The 14,779-nt window shown below is 70.3% G+C and carries 12 protein-coding genes; 5 read left to right on the plus strand and 7 right to left on the minus strand.

Annotated features, from left to right (window positions below; translation table 11 throughout):
• Positions 1–217: 217 nt before the first annotated feature.
• The 4 genes from pdhA (at position 218) to PKF00_RS24115 (ending at position 6,309) form a co-directional block, all read left to right on the plus strand.
• Entirely contained in the window at positions 218–1,309 is a 1,092-nt protein-coding gene (pdhA, locus tag PKF00_RS24100) for a pyruvate dehydrogenase (acetyl-transferring) E1 component subunit alpha (protein WP_271219894.1), read from the plus strand.
• A complete protein-coding gene (locus tag PKF00_RS24105; RefSeq protein ID WP_271219895.1) occupies positions 1,306–2,289 on the plus strand; it encodes an alpha-ketoacid dehydrogenase subunit beta in 984 nt (327 codons plus the stop codon). Before pdhA ends, PKF00_RS24105 begins: the two co-directional genes overlap by 4 nt.
• A 16-nt stretch (positions 2,290–2,305) precedes the next feature.
• A complete protein-coding gene (locus PKF00_RS24110) occupies positions 2,306–3,799 on the plus strand; it encodes a 2-oxo acid dehydrogenase subunit E2 (RefSeq protein WP_271219896.1) in 1,494 nt (497 codons plus the stop codon).
• A 611-nt stretch (positions 3,800–4,410) separates the two neighbouring features.
• The gene (locus tag PKF00_RS24115) at positions 4,411–6,309 is read left to right on the plus strand and encodes an ABC transporter ATP-binding protein (RefSeq protein ID WP_271219897.1); all 1,899 of its coding nucleotides are present in this window, start codon (positions 4,411–4,413) and stop codon (positions 6,307–6,309) included.
• A 469-nt stretch (positions 6,310–6,778) separates the two neighbouring features.
• Here the strand turns inward: PKF00_RS24115 and PKF00_RS24120 are convergent, their stop codons facing one another.
• Positions 6,779–7,111 (minus strand): hypothetical protein, encoded by a 333-nt coding sequence (locus PKF00_RS24120; RefSeq protein WP_271219898.1) that lies wholly within the window; start codon positions 7,109–7,111, stop codon positions 6,779–6,781.
• A 268-nt stretch (positions 7,112–7,379) separates the two neighbouring features.
• Between PKF00_RS24120 and PKF00_RS24125 the strand changes: the two genes are divergently transcribed.
• Positions 7,380–7,673, plus strand: coding sequence for a Dabb family protein (locus PKF00_RS24125; protein WP_271219899.1), 294 nt, complete (start codon positions 7,380–7,382; stop codon positions 7,671–7,673).
• 7 nt (positions 7,674–7,680) lie between these two features.
• Here PKF00_RS24125 and PKF00_RS24130 read toward each other — a convergent pair whose 3' ends face one another.
• The 6 genes from PKF00_RS24130 to PKF00_RS24155 form a co-directional block, all read right to left on the minus strand.
• Positions 7,681–7,905 carry a DUF6458 family protein gene (locus tag PKF00_RS24130; protein ID WP_271219900.1) on the minus strand — a complete coding sequence of 75 codons (225 nt, stop codon included), beginning with the start codon at positions 7,903–7,905 and terminating at the stop codon, positions 7,681–7,683.
• Between the two features lie 52 nt (positions 7,906–7,957).
• A complete protein-coding gene (locus PKF00_RS24135; RefSeq protein ID WP_271219901.1) occupies positions 7,958–9,439 on the minus strand; it encodes an adenylosuccinate synthetase in 1,482 nt (493 codons plus the stop codon).
• 35 nt (positions 9,440–9,474) lie between these two features.
• On the minus strand, positions 9,475–10,431 hold the full coding sequence (locus PKF00_RS24140; RefSeq protein ID WP_271219902.1) for a hypothetical protein: 957 nt from the start codon (positions 10,429–10,431) through the stop codon (positions 9,475–9,477).
• A 350-nt stretch (positions 10,432–10,781) separates the two neighbouring features.
• Positions 10,782–11,789 carry a lipopolysaccharide kinase InaA family protein gene (locus tag PKF00_RS24145; protein WP_271219903.1) on the minus strand — a complete coding sequence of 336 codons (1,008 nt, stop codon included), beginning with the start codon at positions 11,787–11,789 and terminating at the stop codon, positions 10,782–10,784.
• Positions 11,786–12,526: an NUDIX hydrolase gene (locus PKF00_RS24150; RefSeq protein ID WP_271219904.1), complete on the minus strand. Its 741-nt coding sequence runs from the start codon at positions 12,524–12,526 to the stop codon at positions 11,786–11,788. Before PKF00_RS24150 ends, PKF00_RS24145 begins: the two co-directional genes overlap by 4 nt.
• Before the next feature lie 246 nt (positions 12,527–12,772).
• The gene (locus tag PKF00_RS24155) at positions 12,773–14,623 is read right to left on the minus strand and encodes an acyl-CoA dehydrogenase (protein WP_271219905.1); all 1,851 of its coding nucleotides are present in this window, start codon (positions 14,621–14,623) and stop codon (positions 12,773–12,775) included.
• Positions 14,624–14,779 lie beyond the last annotated feature (156 nt).

Here is a 14,779-nt window from a genome sequence, read left to right on the forward strand (position 1 = left end):
GATCCGCGGGGGGTTCGTGCGAGGGTGAAAGGAGATCAGGCGGGGAACAGGGGAGCGGTAAGGGTACCGGGGCAGGGCTTGCGCACAGGTATGTGCCCTCTGCCACGATGTCCACAAACGCAGACGAACCACCACCAGTCGGATCGGATGCGCTGCTAACTGGCCGAACAGAGGTGGTGAACCCGTCTCTACGGCCCCGAGCACACAGGAGTGGCACGTGACAGCCGAGGCCCCTCGTGGTGCGGAAGCACCTGCGGAACTCGTCCAGTTGCTGACCCCCGAGGGGGAACGGGTCGAGCATCCCGACTACGACATCGATCTGACCCACGAGGAAATCCGCGGCCTCTACCGCGACCTGGTCCTGGTGCGTCGTGTCGACCTGGAGGCCGTGGCGCTGCAGCGTCAGGGCGAGCTGGGCCTGTGGGCCTCCCTGCTCGGTCAGGAGGCCGCGCAGATCGGCTCGGGACGGGCGTTGACCGACGCCGACATGGCCTTCCCGACCTACCGCGAGCACGGCGTGGCCTGGTGCCGGGGTGTGGACCCGGTGAACCTGCTAGGCATGTTCCGCGGGGTCAACCACGGCGGATGGGACCCGGCTGAGCACAACTTCCACCTCTACACGATCGTCATCGGCAGCCAGACCCTGCACGCGGTCGGCTACGCCATGGGCGTCCAGCGCGACGGCGCGGAGGCCGCCACGATCGTCTACTTCGGCGACGGCGCCACCTCCCAGGGCGACGTGAACGAGTCGTTCATCTGGGCCTCGGTCTTCAACGCCCCCATCGTGTTCTTCTGCCAGAACAACCAGTGGGCCATCTCCGAGCCGCTGGAGAAGCAGTCCCGCATCCCGCTGTACCGCAGGGCCAGCGGGTTCGGCTTCCCCGGCATCCGGGTCGACGGCAACGACGTCCTCGCCTGCCTCGCGGTCACCCGCAAGGCGCTGGCCGACGCCAGGTCGGGGCAGGGGCCGATGCTGATCGAGGCGTTCACCTACCGGATGGGCGCGCACACCACCTCGGACGACCCCACCCGCTACCGCGTGGCGAGCGAGCTGGAGGCGTGGAAGCTCAAGGATCCGATCGAGCGGGTCCGCGCCTACATGTTCAAGAACCAGATCGCCGACCAGGACTTCTTCGACGCCGTCGACGCCGAGGCCGACGAACTGGGCAAGGACGTGCGCAAACGCTGTCTGGCACTACCCGATCCGGAGCCACTGGCGATCTTCGACCATGTCTACGCGGAGCCGCACCGGCTGATGGACGAGGAGCGAGCCGAGTTCGCCGCCTACCTGGAGGGGTTCGAGGGATGACGACTCTCACGCTGGCCAAGGCCCTCAACGAGGGCATGCGCAGGGCCATGGAGGACGACCCCAAGGTTCTCGTCATGGGCGAGGACGTCGGCAAGCTCGGCGGCGTGTTCCGGGTCACGGACGGGCTGCAGAAGGACTTCGGCGAGCAGCGGGTCATCGACACCCCGTTGGCCGAGTCGGGCATCATCGGCACGGCCATCGGACTCGCGCTGCGGGGGTACCGCCCCGTCTGCGAGATCCAGTTCGACGGCTTCGTCTTCCCCGCCGCCGACCAGATCATCACCCAGCTCGCCAAGATGCCGCTGCGCTCCCTGGGCAAGCTGAGGCTGCCCGTCGTGGTCCGCATCCCGTGCGGCGGAGGCATCGGCGCGGTCGAGCACCACAGCGAGTCGCCGGAGGCCTACTTCATCCACACCGCGGGTCTGCGGGTCGTGGCCTGCTCCAACCCCGCCGACGGCTACACCATGCTCCAGCAGGCGATCCGTTCTGACGACCCGGTCGTCTTCTTCGAGCCGAAGCGGCGTTACTGGGAGAAGGCCGAGGTCGACACCTCCTCGGCCCCCGCGGACTGGACGCCCTTCGACCAGGCCAAGGTGGTGCGGCCGGGCACGGACGCGACCCTGCTCGCCTACGGGCCCATGGTGAAGACCTGCCTGGAGGCCGCGACGGCGGCGGAGGAGGACGGCAGGTCCCTCGAGGTGATCGACCTGCGCTCGCTCAACCCGCTGGACGTCGACCGCGTCGTCGAGTCGGTAGGCGGGACCGGGCGCTGCATCGTGGTCCACGAGGCCCCGATCTACAACGGGTTCGGCGCGGAGATCGCCGCCCGCGTCACCGAGCGGTGCTTCTACAAGCTGGAGGCCCCGGTGCTGCGCGTCGGCGGGCCCTCCACGCCCTACCCGCCCTCAAGGCTCGAGGACCACTACCTCCCGGACCTGGACAGGGTTCTCGAGGCCGTCGACCGCGTGTTCGCGTTCTAGAGGAGGGGAGGCGACGATGAAGGAGTTCAAGCTCCCCGACGTGGGAGAGGGCCTGCTCGAGGCCGAGATCGTCCGCTGGCACGTGAAGCCCGGGGACACGGTCAAGGTCAACCAGATCATCGTGGAGATCGAGACCGCCAAGGCCGTCGTCGAGCTGCCCTGCCCGTTCGAGGGGGTGGTCGCCGCCCTGATGGCCGACGAGGGCGAGACGGTGGACGTCGGCAGGCCGATCATCACCGTCGACGACGGCAGCGGCCCGGCCCCGGGGACCGCCCCGGACACGGGCGCGGGCGTCGGGGCGGACACCGTCTCCGACGACCGGCAGGCCCTGGCCGACGACATGGTGCCCACGGTCCCCAAGCAGGAACGACAGCCCGTCCTGGTGGGTTACGGCGTCAAGCCGGGAACGGCGAAGCGCCGCCCCCGCAAGCCGACGTCGGCGGGGGCCGCCGGACAGCCCGCCGGCCCCTCCGCGGAGCCGCCCGCCCGGCCCCAGGTCCAGCCGCACGCCCGGCCCCAGGCAGAGGCGCCGGTCAGGCCCGCCGCATCACCCGCCGTGTCCCCCACCGTGTCATCCGCCGGGCCTTCCAACGGGCTCTCCGCCGAGCCGCAGGTCCAGCGGGCGGAGCGGGTCGCCGTACTGGCCAAGCCTCCGGTGCGGAAGCTGGCCAAGGACCTCGGGGTCGACCTGAGCACGCTCAGCGGGACGGGCCCGCAGGGGACGATCACCCGGGACGACGTCCACTCCGCGGTCGGCTCCCCCGGCCAGGCGGCGCCGTCCGCCGTCCCGGCGGCGTGGGCGGCGCAGCCCGACGAGGAGCGGATCCCCGTCAAGGGGGTGCGCAAGGCGACCGCGCAGGCGATGGTGGCGTCGGCGTTCACCGCGCCGCACGTCACCGAGTTCCTCCAGGTGGACGTGACCGGAACCATGGAGGCGGTCGTACGGCTCCGCGCGCTCGCCGACTTCGCGGAGGTCAAGGTCTCGCCGCTGCTCCTGGTCGCCAAGGCGGTGCTCGTCGCCGCCCGCCGCTACCCGATGATCAACTCGGCGTGGGACGAGGCGAACCAGGAGATCGTGGTCAAGCACCGGGTGAACCTGGGCATCGCCGCCGCGACCCCGAGAGGCCTGCTCGTCCCCAACGTCAAGGACGCCCACGCGCTGTCCCTGCCGGAGCTCGCGGGGGCTCTGGGGGCGCTCGTCGAGACCGCGAGGGCGGGCCGCACGCAACCGTCGGACATGGCGGGCGGCACGATCACGATCACGAACGTGGGCGTGTTCGGGGTGGACGCCGGAACTCCGATCCTCAACCCCGGTGAGTCCGCGATTCTGGCCTTCGGGCAGATCAGGGACCTGCCCTGGGTGGTGGACGGGCAGATCGTGCCGCGCAAGGTGTGCACGCTCGCGCTCTCCTTCGACCACCGGATCGTGGACGGCGAGCTGGGCTCGCTCTTCCTGCGCGACGTGGGAGCCATGCTGGAGGACCCCCTTCGCATGCTCGCCTGGGGCTGAGGTGTGAGCGCGTCCCCGACCGGCGCGCGAACACGGTGAGCCTGTCTTCCATGTGGGCCCGCTCCCTGAGCGGGCCCATGTGTCCGAGCGAGCCCGCTGCTCCGCGCGGGTCCGCTGTCCGGACGAGCCCGCCCCCCACAGGGGAGCGGGCTCGTTCTGTTCCGGCGGGGGCCGCGTCGAGGGCGTGAGCGCACCGTCCTCCTTTGACTTCTCATTTGCCGTACCGCCCTTTCAGGGTTCTCTTATGAAGAACTTATGAGGTTCGCGGGGAGTTTGGGGCGGCGCGCCGGCCGTTCGGGCCGATGACGATTCCATGGGGCTCGCATGCTCTGTCTTTGGGCTTTCCTGGGTTTGGCTTCAGGGAAGGCCTCGTTGCTTTGCGATGTCCGTGACCTGCTGGGAGGTAGCGGTGAGAGGCGTCCGGATCCTCTTCGAGGAGGTTGTGGAACGGCCGGTTAAAACATTTTCAATACGCCCTGTTTTTAGTGGTTAATACACATATGAGTGCTATTGTCGGAAATTGAAAGTTCACGAAAGGTCGGCCAGAAGGGAAAATCGATGAGACTCGACAAGGTCTTCCCGGTAAGCCACGCTCCGATCGCCTGGGGCGGATGCCGCCGTCGTCGTCGTTGCGGATGCGGCGGCTGGAGAGGCGGCTGGGGCTGGGGCGGCGGCTGGTGGTGGTAACCCCCTCTGACAGGAACCGGCGGGTCACCCGCCGGTTCTCGTTTTCCGCCCCCTCGCCGAACGGGGCGGAGCCGGAGGCCGACCCCTCACCCCAGATCGCGCCCATGGTCTCCATCAGGGAGGCCTTCCGGCGTTTCTGGCCGTACACCCGCGGCCTCCGCGGGCTCTTCGCACTCGGCGTGCTGCTGGCGGTCGTCGCGGCCCTCTGCGAGATCGGCGCGATCAGGCTGTTCGGCTACATCACGGACGAGGTTCTCGCGGGTCAGAACCTGGGGGCGTTCTGGGATCCCGCGTTCGCCTGGCTCGGCCTGGTGGTCGTCGCGGGCCTGGCCTCCTTCACCGGCGCCTACGCCACCTCCCTGGGAGGAGAGCGCTTCCTGCTGCGATTACGCGACACGGTGTTCTCGCACATGCAGACGTTGACCCCCGACTTCTTCGACAACCGCAGGCTGGGCGACCTGATGGCCCGGCTCACCGACGACATCGAGGCCATCGAGGAACTGGTCGGCTCCGGTGTGGTGCGGCTCCTCACGTCGATCGCCAGCGTCGTCTTCTTCGCCGGAGCGGCCCTCTACATCCGGTGGGACCTCGCGCTGGTGACGTTCGCGATGATCCCCGCGTTCCTGATCGCGTCCAAGGCCTTCGCGTCGAGGTTCAGGAACGCCGCGGCGCGTGAACGGCTCAGCAGCGGAAGCATGAACAGCGTCATCGAGGAGGGGCTGGCCAACCAGTCGCTCGTCCAGGCGTTCAACCGCCAGGAGGCCGAGGCGGAACGGCTGCACGCGGAAGGCGGCACCTGGCTGCGGGCCAACGTGGCCCAGGCCAGGCTCTCCGCGCTGTACGGGCCGGTCGTCCAGGTCATCGAGACCATCTGCCTGCTGGTCGTCATCGGGTTCGGCGCGTGGGAGATCGTGGCGGGCCGTCTCACCATCGGCGGGCTGCTCGCCTTCGCGGCCTACCTCGCCTACCTCTACCCGGCGGTGCGGGACCTCGGGCAGATCGCGCTCACCGTCTCCGAGGCTGCGGCGGGTTCGGACCGCGTCATCGAGATCCTGCGAGCCCGACCGGCCGTCACCGACCGCGCGGGGGCGACCTCTCCCGCGTCGCCGGGCCGAGGCAGGATCGAGTTCGCGGACGTCTCCTTCACCTATCCGAACAGGACGGGGCCCACGCTGCGGAACCTGTCCTTCGTCGCCGAGCCCGGCGAACTCGTCGCGTGCGTCGGACCCAGCGGCGTGGGCAAGTCGACCGTCACCAAGCTCCTGCTGCGGTTCTACGACCCCACGGAGGGGCGCGTCCTCCTCGACGGCGTGGACATCCGAGACCTGACGCGCCGGTCGCTGCGCGAGACCGTCACCGTCCTCCAGCAGGAGAGCCTGCTCTTCTCGGGCACCGTGCGCGACAACATCGCCTACGGCCGTCCCGGCTCCAGCATGGACGAGATCGTCAGGGCGGCCGTCATGGCCGACGTGCACGGCTTCATCGACACGCTCCCCAGGAAGTACGACACGCCCGTCGGCCAGCGGGGACGGCTCATCTCCGGCGGGCAGCGCCAGCGCATCGCCATCGCCAGGGCCATCCTGCGCGACGCTCCCGTGCTCGTTCTCGACGAGCCGATGACCGGCCTCGACGCCTCGACCGCGAGACGGATCATGGAGCCTCTCCGGCGGCTCATGGCGGGCCGCACGACCATCCTCATCACCCACGACGTCCGCCTCATCCCGGAGACGGCGCGCACGATCGTGCTCGAGGCCGCCCACGGCCAGGGCAGGGCGAGGATCAGGCTCTCCAGGGCCCGTGACGCCACACCGCGCCTGGCCTGAGAGCCTCAGGAGGCCTCTGCCCGACCCGCGAGAACCATGTCCGCCCCGGGAGCGCCGGGGCCTCCGGGAGGCCTGCGCCTGACCCGGGAGAGCCGTCTTCTGCCTCGGGCCTCCGACAGGTCCGCGTTCTCCCGAAAGAAGCGTGCACGGCATGAGAAAAAGCGCGGCCGGTATGGGAGAGCGCGGCTTTTCTGCGAGGACACGCCCGGGCGGGCGGACGGAGGTGAAAACGCGATGAACCCGTTCCCCGAAGGGAACGGGTTCTTTGCGAGGTGGAGGTTTGCTTTCCCCTTTCGAAGGTTCTCTCCCTCGAATCCCCTCCGAAAGGAGGAGGGCGGACAACGCCTCCGGCTTTTCCGGAGCGGGCTTTCCCCGCCTGCCGGCCGGGTGGAGAACGCGGGGGCCGGTCCCGGTCGTGCGCGGCTGTCATACGGGCGGGTCGCCCCGCCGTAGGCTCACCGCCGTCCGGCTACCACCACCAGTCGCCGCCGCCCCAGTCCCCCCAGTTGTTCCAGTTGTTCCAGCGCCATCCGCCGCGCCAGCCGCAGCCGCCACCGCGCCACCCACAGCCGCCGCCGCGCCAGCCGCAGCCGCCCCGCCAGCCGCAACCGCCGCGACAACAGCGGCGTCTCCCGCAGCAGGCCGCGACGAAGCCCGTGGAGACGAGGGCCTGGGCCGTCGGGGTCGTGGCCTTCGAGACGGGCGTGACCGTGGCTCCGGCCGGACCCGCCATGAGAGCTCCCGCGAGAAGCCCCGTGCCCATGATGCTCGCGACGAACGAGACAGCAGACTTCGACTTCATGCGATCCTCCGGTTTCACGAGAAGACGTTCCGTCCTCCTGGGCTCCGAACACCCCAAACATCGCAGGAGACGCATCTACCAAGACACCGCACACCACTTATAGTTTGGCAAAGGCGTACAGACCTGTATAAATAAGATATAAATAGCCCATATCGGGCTATTTCTAGCGCGATGCCGCCGCCACGCTGAATGCGATTCGAGGGGGGTGCGGTCACTTCTCCGAAGGCGTGGCCGTACGCTGGCGTGGCACCCGAACGAAGGGAAGACCATGTTCCGGCATGTCGTGCTGTTCACCTGGGTCGAAGAGGCCACCGACGCGCAGAAGGCCGCGGTCGTGACCGAGCTCAGCAGGCTGACGGAGATCATCCCGGAGATCCGCGCCTACACCCTCGGCTCCGACGCGGGAGTGAACCCCGGCAACCACGAGTTCGCCGTCGTCGCCGACTTCGACAGCGTCGACGACTACCTGGTCTACCGCGACCATCCGGAGCATCAGGCCGTGATCGCCGAGCACATCAAGCCCATCCTCGCCTCAAGGGCGGCCGTCCAGTTCGCCTTCTGAGGGAAGATCAGCTCTCCGGCGGGTTGTTCTCGCGGTGCATCAGGCGGTTCTCCGACGTCTGGCCGCGCTTGGGGCCCAGTACGACGCTCAGCACGATCCCGGCGGCGCCGACGATCATGAAGATCAGGCCGATGACGTCGATGTGCACGTCCTCGCCCAGGACGTCGGGCTCGATGGCGAAGCGGAGGATGGCGCCGACAGTGAGAAAGAAGATGCTGACCCCTACACCCATCGGATCCTCCGGAGGCGAGTAATGGGAGGGCAAGCAAAGCCCATCTGACTGGTCATACCCTTTCCGGCGCGGTCACACCTCCGGTGCGGACGTCCCGTCCTTCGGAGCGCGGAGAACAGGACGTCGAACCGCCCAGCCGTGTCTTGTCCGCGGACGTGGGTCCCCAGGAGCCCACGCGGACCGGCACCCCGAGCGCGTCGGCCACCGCCGCGGGCCAGTCGTCCACGCCGTCCAGATAGCGGGGGCGCGCCCCCAGCAGGCGCGCGGTCAGCCTCGCCTGCCCGTCGAGGTCGCCCGCGACCCCGACCGGCAGCTCCCCGATGTCGTAGGAGACGCACATCCGTGACACCGGGACGTCCAGGTGGGTGAGCGCGAGCGCGTCGGCTCCGCCCGCCGCCGCCAGCGCGTAACGGTGGGCCACCGCGTCGAAGTGGCCGACCCTGAACGGTCCCTGCCACGGCCCCGTCCCGTTGTGCCTCTCCACCGCCTCCAGCGTCGGGTCCTCGGTGACCAGCGGGCCGGGGCCGTGGCGGGTGGTGTAGGAGCGCAGCACGCCCAGCCGTACGGCGGGCGCCCCGTCGAGCAGGGTCAGCGCGTTGGCGAAGGTCGTCGTGCTCCAGGTCGTGTAGGGGTGGAAACCGTGCCACTCGTCGAGCAGCACGCCCTGTGCCCCTTCGAAGACCACGGGCCTGCGGCGCAGCAGGGCGGTCACGAACGAGGAGTCCACGAGGATGACCCGTTCCGCGAACGCCCGGTAGGCCACGACGCAGTCCTCGACGGAGGGCACCGCCTCCCTGCCCACCTCCCTGCCCGCCGGCCGACCCGCCCGCTGCTCCGTTCCCCGCCGAGTTCCCCGACCCGTGCCCTGGCCTGTCCGCCGAGGGAGCCGCCCCGCCTCCCGGCCCGCGTTCCGCACCGTCTCCTGATCCGTCTCCTGGTCCGCTTCCTGGTCCGTCTCCTCCCAGATCGCCTCCAGCGCCTGGCGGAGCGCGCGCAGCTTGCGCGCGAGCCGCACGGGGTCCTCGCAGTCGCCGACGGTCGGCGCGAGGTCCGGGTGCTCCAGGGCGTAGGCGACGGTCTCGCCGACGCCCATCCCGCACGACCCGTGCCGGTCCTCGCCGCGCGCCACCTCCCTGGCCCGTCCGGCCGCCACGTGGTACGGCGTGGCGAGCAGGGCGTCCCTGTCCACGGTGAGCAGCGCGAACGGGTCGGGCACGCCCAGCTCGGACAGGTGCGCGGCCTCCGCGGCCATGGCGAGCGGGTCCACGATCACGAAGCGTGACAGGTGGGTGGGGACGCCGCGGAACGTCCCCGACCCGAACTGGGCGAAGGTGTGGTGCCGCCCGTCGGGCAGGACGACGTTGTGCGCCGCCTGCCCGCCACCGTTGAAGCGGACGACCGCGTGCACGGGCTCCTGCGCGCAGAGCCAGTCCACGACGGTGCCCTTCCCCGCGTCGCCGTACCCGAGGTCGGCCACGATCACGTGCTCACCCATGAAAGCCCCCTTCTCCCTGCTCGCCACCTGCTCGTCCATCGCCCGCTCGTGCGCTCAGCCGGTCGGAGTGCCGCTCACAGCCGGATCACGCCGCTGTCGCCGTCGACCTCCAGCCCCTCGGTCACCACGAGCGCGCGCCGGTCCAGCCTGGCCAGCGCCTTGCCCACGGCCGCTCCGGCCGTGGAGCCGACCTCGTCGAGGTCGTTCAGCCCCTCGTCCAGGTCGATGGCGTCCTCGCCGAGGCCGACGGTGAGCGCGATGGTCTCGCAGACGGCGTCCAGGTCGTCCAGCTCGAGCACGTTCTGGCCGAGCAGCGCCCGCCAGGCGTCCAGCACCTGACGGTCCCCGGAGTTGCTCGCCCCCGCGGGCAGGATGTAGTAGACGTCGTAGGTCCTGGTCAGCTCGGCGACGATCTCCCTGGTCGGGACGTCCTGCCCCAGCCGGTCGCCGATCACCTGCTGGACCTGGCGGCGGCTGACCTTGGGGTAGGGCAGCTCGTCGCCGATGACGAACAGATAGCCCCTGCGCCCCCGCTTCTCGAAGCAGTCGAGCGAGGTGTGCCTGGCCATGAAGTACATCGCCAGCTCGTACGACTCGGTCTTCTGGCCGCCGCCCCCGCCCTCCAGCAGGATCTTGCCGAGGTCCTCGTCCATCCGGTTGTCCGACTCGAACTGGCCGATCTGCAGCGGGGCGCGGTCGCAGGTGGCGTCGCCGATCGCGCCGAAGAGGATCTGCGGGTCGGTGGCGTACCCCTTGCGCAGCAGCAGGCCGAGCAGGTCGGGCAACTTGGTCTGGAGTGTGCGGGGCACCCCGCCCATCGAGCCCGTCACGTCGAACAGGACGGCGACGGCGAGCGTGTTGGGGTGCTCGTCGGAGTCCCGGCTCTCCCTGGCCGCCACGCCGTACGGGTTCAGGTCGTCGTGCACGGTGCGCGCGCCGCTGTCGCTGTAGGCGAAGGCGCTGGCGCCCCTGGCGGCACGGTAGCTCGTCGCGGCGGCGTAGACGTCGGTGGACCAGATTCCGCTTCCCATGGTGTCTCCCTGCTCGGGGTGGAGGGCCCGCCCGCCGGCCGGTGAAGGTCGCCGAGGGGATCGCCGGACCCGTCGTGGGAACCGCGGCCCTCCCTGGTGGGGTCCGTGACGAGACCCCTTGTTCTTCTCAAGTTGAGATAATCTCATTATGAGAATAACGAGGGGCGGCGTCAAGCCGTCCGACTCCGTGCTCGGCGAACAGCTCGAGCGCGGTCGTGACGATGAGCTCCCGGTTGCGTCGCGCGTCGGCCCGCACGGTCCCGCCCTTCTTCGCCGGGCCCTGAGCCTGTGCAGGGCCCGGCGAAGAAGGGCGGGGACGGGCCTCGGAGGCCGGGAGCTCGGAGACGGGCTCAGAGGTGGAGCGGGCGATACTTCCTGGGGCCGTAGAGGTCGTCGAGGAGCTCGTCGAGCTCGCCCAGGAGCCGCCAGGCGTCGCGCGGCGGGCTCAGCAGGCTCCCCCGCAGGAAGCGGCCGATCGCGGCGGGGACCCGCTCGCCCATGAGGGCGGCCACGCAGCGGGTGGCGAGGCGGATGTCGGTGGCCTCGGTCGCCGGCCTCCCCTCGAGGACCTCCCGCGGGTAGTCGTCGCGGTGTCTGGCCACCAGGACGGTCAGCGGGCTGCCGAGCGGGACCGACTGGCTCCAGTCGACGAGCACCAGACCGTGGTCGACGGGGTGGACCAGGACGTGGTGCCCGAACACCGCGCCGTGCACGATCCCGGCCCTGTGGGCGGTCCCGATCGCGACCAGCAGCCGTCGCCAGATCCACGCCGCGTCCCTCGGGTCGAGCACGGGGCGCAGGCGCGCGACCTCCGCCAGGCTCACGAACCCCTCGGGGGCTCGGCTGATCACGTTGGCCTGCCGCTCGACCCCGCGGGAACGGTGCCGGAACGACTCGACCAGCCGGGGCACGTACGGAAGCAGGAGCGGGTCGCCGTCCCTCTCGATCGTCCTGAGCGCGTCCGCCTCGCGCCGCATGAGATCGTTGTCGGCGTGGCTGCGGGGGATCTTGAGCAGCGTGTCGGCGCCGCTGTCGTACAGCACGGCGGTGGCGCCCCGGTGGAACGCCCTCCCGATCCGGTAGGTCCCCCGTCCGGTGGTGATCACCGTCTCCGCGCTCCTTCCGCCGGCGGCCCCGGGCGGGCCGTCGCCGGAGGCGGCCTCCGGGGCGCCGCCGTACGCCGCCCACAGCCTGGCCAGCTTGGCGAAGGCCTCGGCGGCGTCGGGGCCGGACGCGAGGTCGGGGTGGAGCAGCCGCGCCAGTCGCCGGTAGGCCCGTTTCGGCGCGTCCCCGCCGAACAGGTCGCCGGGGACGCGGGCGGCGGTCACCAGCGCGATCGCCTCCGCCGAGGTGGTCATCGGGTCTCCTCGTCCTTGGCGGGCCGCAGCAGCGCCGGGTGGAGAAGACCGGCGGCCCCCGCGCGGTAGAGCCTCGAACGGGGGCCGCCGCGTCGCCCGCCGCTCTCCGTGGTCTCCCCGGTGCTCTCCACGAACCCGGGCACCGACAGGACCTTGCGGTGGAAGTTGCCCGCGTGCAGCGGGACGCCCCACACCGTCTCGTAGACGCCGCGAAGCTCGGAGATCGTGAACGTCTCGCCGACGAACGCGGTGGCCAGCGGGGTGTACTGCAGTTTGTCCCTGGCCCGCTCCAGGCCGTCCGCGAGGATGCGCCCGTGGTCGAAGGCCAGCTCGGGAAGCCTGTCGGCCCGATGCCACGCCGCGTCCGCCGCGTCGGAGCCCGCCTGGGGGTCGGGCAGGTCGGGCGCGAAGGCCAGGTAGGAGATCGAGACGACCCGCATCCTCGGATCGCGCTCCGGAGCTCCGTAACCGGCCAGCTGCTCGATGTGCACGCGGGGGGCCAGCCCGGTCTCCTCGGCCAGCTCCCGTCTGGCGGCCTCCGGCAGGTCCTCGCCCGGTCTGATGAACCCTCCGGGCAACGCCCACCGTCCCGCGTGGGGCTGGCTGCCGCGCTCGACCAGCAGCACGTGCAGCGCGTCCGCGCGGATGGTCAGCGCGACCACGTCGACCGTCACGGCGACCGCGGGAAACGCCCGAGGGTCGTATCGGGCCAGGAACTCCGATTCCTCTTCATCCACGGCATGTCCTTCTCGCGTCTAGATAGTCTCAAGATGAGAATAACCGTGTTCGCGTGCCGACGCCACGAGGGCTCTCCCGGCGGGCCTCCCGCGCCCTTCTCGCGAAGGGCGCGTAAAGGAAACGAGGGGCGACCCTGCGAGCAGGATCGCCCCTCGTCCTCGCCTGCCGCGGGAGCAGGTGGATCTGGGCGGCCGGTCCGGCCCCGGTGGATCCGGGAAGTCGGGACGGCGGGTCGGGCGGAGCGCTCAGAAGGCGTCTTCCGGCAGCTCCATCAGGCTCTGGTCGGTGTCCGCCAGCACCCGGCGCTCGGCGGCGAGGCGGGGCAGCACGGTCCTGGCGAAGAACGAGGCCGCCGCCACCTTACCGGTGTAGAACGACTTGTCCCTCTCCGCGGTTCCCGAGGCCGGCGCGAGGTCGCAGGAGCCGAGCGCCGCCAGCGCCACCTCCGCCTGGCGCAGGAGCAGCCAGCCGATCACCGCGTCGCCCAGGGCGAGCAGGAAGCGGGTGGTGTTGAGACCGACCTTGTAGACCTCCTGGGGGGTCTCCAGCGAGGTGATGGCCCAGCCCGCCATCGTGTCGGCCATGGCCTTGACCTCGTCCGCGGCCTCGTCCAGCAGCCTGCGCTCCTCCTTGAGGCGGCCGTTGCCCGCCTCGGAGGCTGCGAAGGCCTTGATGTCGGCGTACAGCGAGCCGAGGGCGGCGCCCTGGTTGCGCAGGACCTTGCGGAAGAACAGGTCCAGGCCCTGGATCGCGGTGGTGCCCTCGTAGAGGGAGTCGATCTTGGCGTCCCTGATGTACTGCTCGACGGGGTAGTCCTGCAGGTAGCCCGAGCCGCCCAGGGTCTGCAGCGAACGGGAGAGCAGCTCGTAGGAGCGCTCCGAGCCCACGCCCTTGACCAGCGGGAGCAGCAGGTCGTTCATCGCCTCCGCGTGCTCGTCCCTGCGCCCCTCGAAGGCGGCGATCTGCACCGCGTCCTGGTAGGTGGCGGTCAGCAGCACCAGTGCCCGCATGCCCTCGGCGTACGACTTCTGGAGCATGAGCTCGCGGCGCACGTCCGGGTGGTGGACGATGGTCACGCGCGGGGCGGACTTGTCGGCCATCTGGGTGAGGTCGGCGCCCTGCACGCGAGTCCTGGCGTACTCGAGGGCGTTCAGGTAGCCGGTCGAGAGCGTGGCGATCGCCTTGGTGCCGACCATCATCCGGGCGTGCTCGATGATCATGAACATCTGCTTGATGCCCTCGTGCACGTCGCCGATCAGCGTGCCCACGGCCGGGTGCCTCCCGCCGAAGGTGAGCTCGCAGGTCGTGGAGGCCTTCAGGCCCATCTTCCTCTCGACGTTGGTGACGTGGACGCCGTTGCGCTCGCCGAGCTCGCCAGTCTCCAGGTCCACGTGGTACTTCGGGACCAGGAACATCGACAGGCCCTTCGTGCCGACGCCGTGCCCCTCGGGGCGGGCCAGCACGAGGTGGAAGATGTTGTCCGCCAGGTCGTGCTCCGCGCTGGTGATGAAGCGCTTGACGCCCTCGATGTGCCAGGTGCCGTCCGGCTGCCGGACCGCCTTCGCGCGGCCCGCGCCCACGTCGGAGCCCGCGTCGGGCTCGGTGAGCACCATGGTGGCGCCCCAGTGCCTGTCGATGGCCAGCCGGGCGAAGCGCTTCTGGTCCTCGGTGCCGATGGTGTGCATCACGTAGGCGAACGCGGGGCCGCTGGCGTACATCCAGACGGCCGGGTTCGCGCCCAGGACCATCTCGGCGAGCGCCCAGTTGACGCTGTTCGGCAGGCCGGGGCCGCCCAGTTCGACGGGCAGTCCGATGGTGGTCCAGCCACCGTCGCGGTAGGCGGCGAACGACCTCTTGAAGCCCTCGGGCATCGTCACCGCGCCGGTCGCGGGGTCGAAGACCGGCGGCCTGCGGTCGCCCTCCTCGAAGGAGTCGGCCAGCACGCCCGTCGCGAGGCGGTTGACCTCGTCGAGGACGCTCCGTACGACGTCCTCGTCAAGGTCGGCGTAGGGGCCGGTGCCAAGGATGTCCCGGCGCCCGAACACCTCGAAGAGATTGAACTCCAGGTCGCGGAGGTTGCTCCTGTAGTGGCCCATGGGATCTGCTCCTTGAAACCGGGGGAACCGGACTGCTGCGTACTCGTCAGTAACCTTACTCGTAATGCTACCCGTCAGTAACCCCTAAAACCTGCCCTCGCAAGACGTTTGTCGCATCCCGCGAAGGAAGAGAAAGGTTGCGTGGCGGCTCCTGCG

Origin of the sequence: Streptosporangium carneum (genome assembly GCF_027922005.1) — a bacterium.
Taxonomy (GTDB): domain Bacteria; phylum Actinomycetota; class Actinomycetes; order Streptosporangiales; family Streptosporangiaceae; genus Streptosporangium; species Streptosporangium carneum.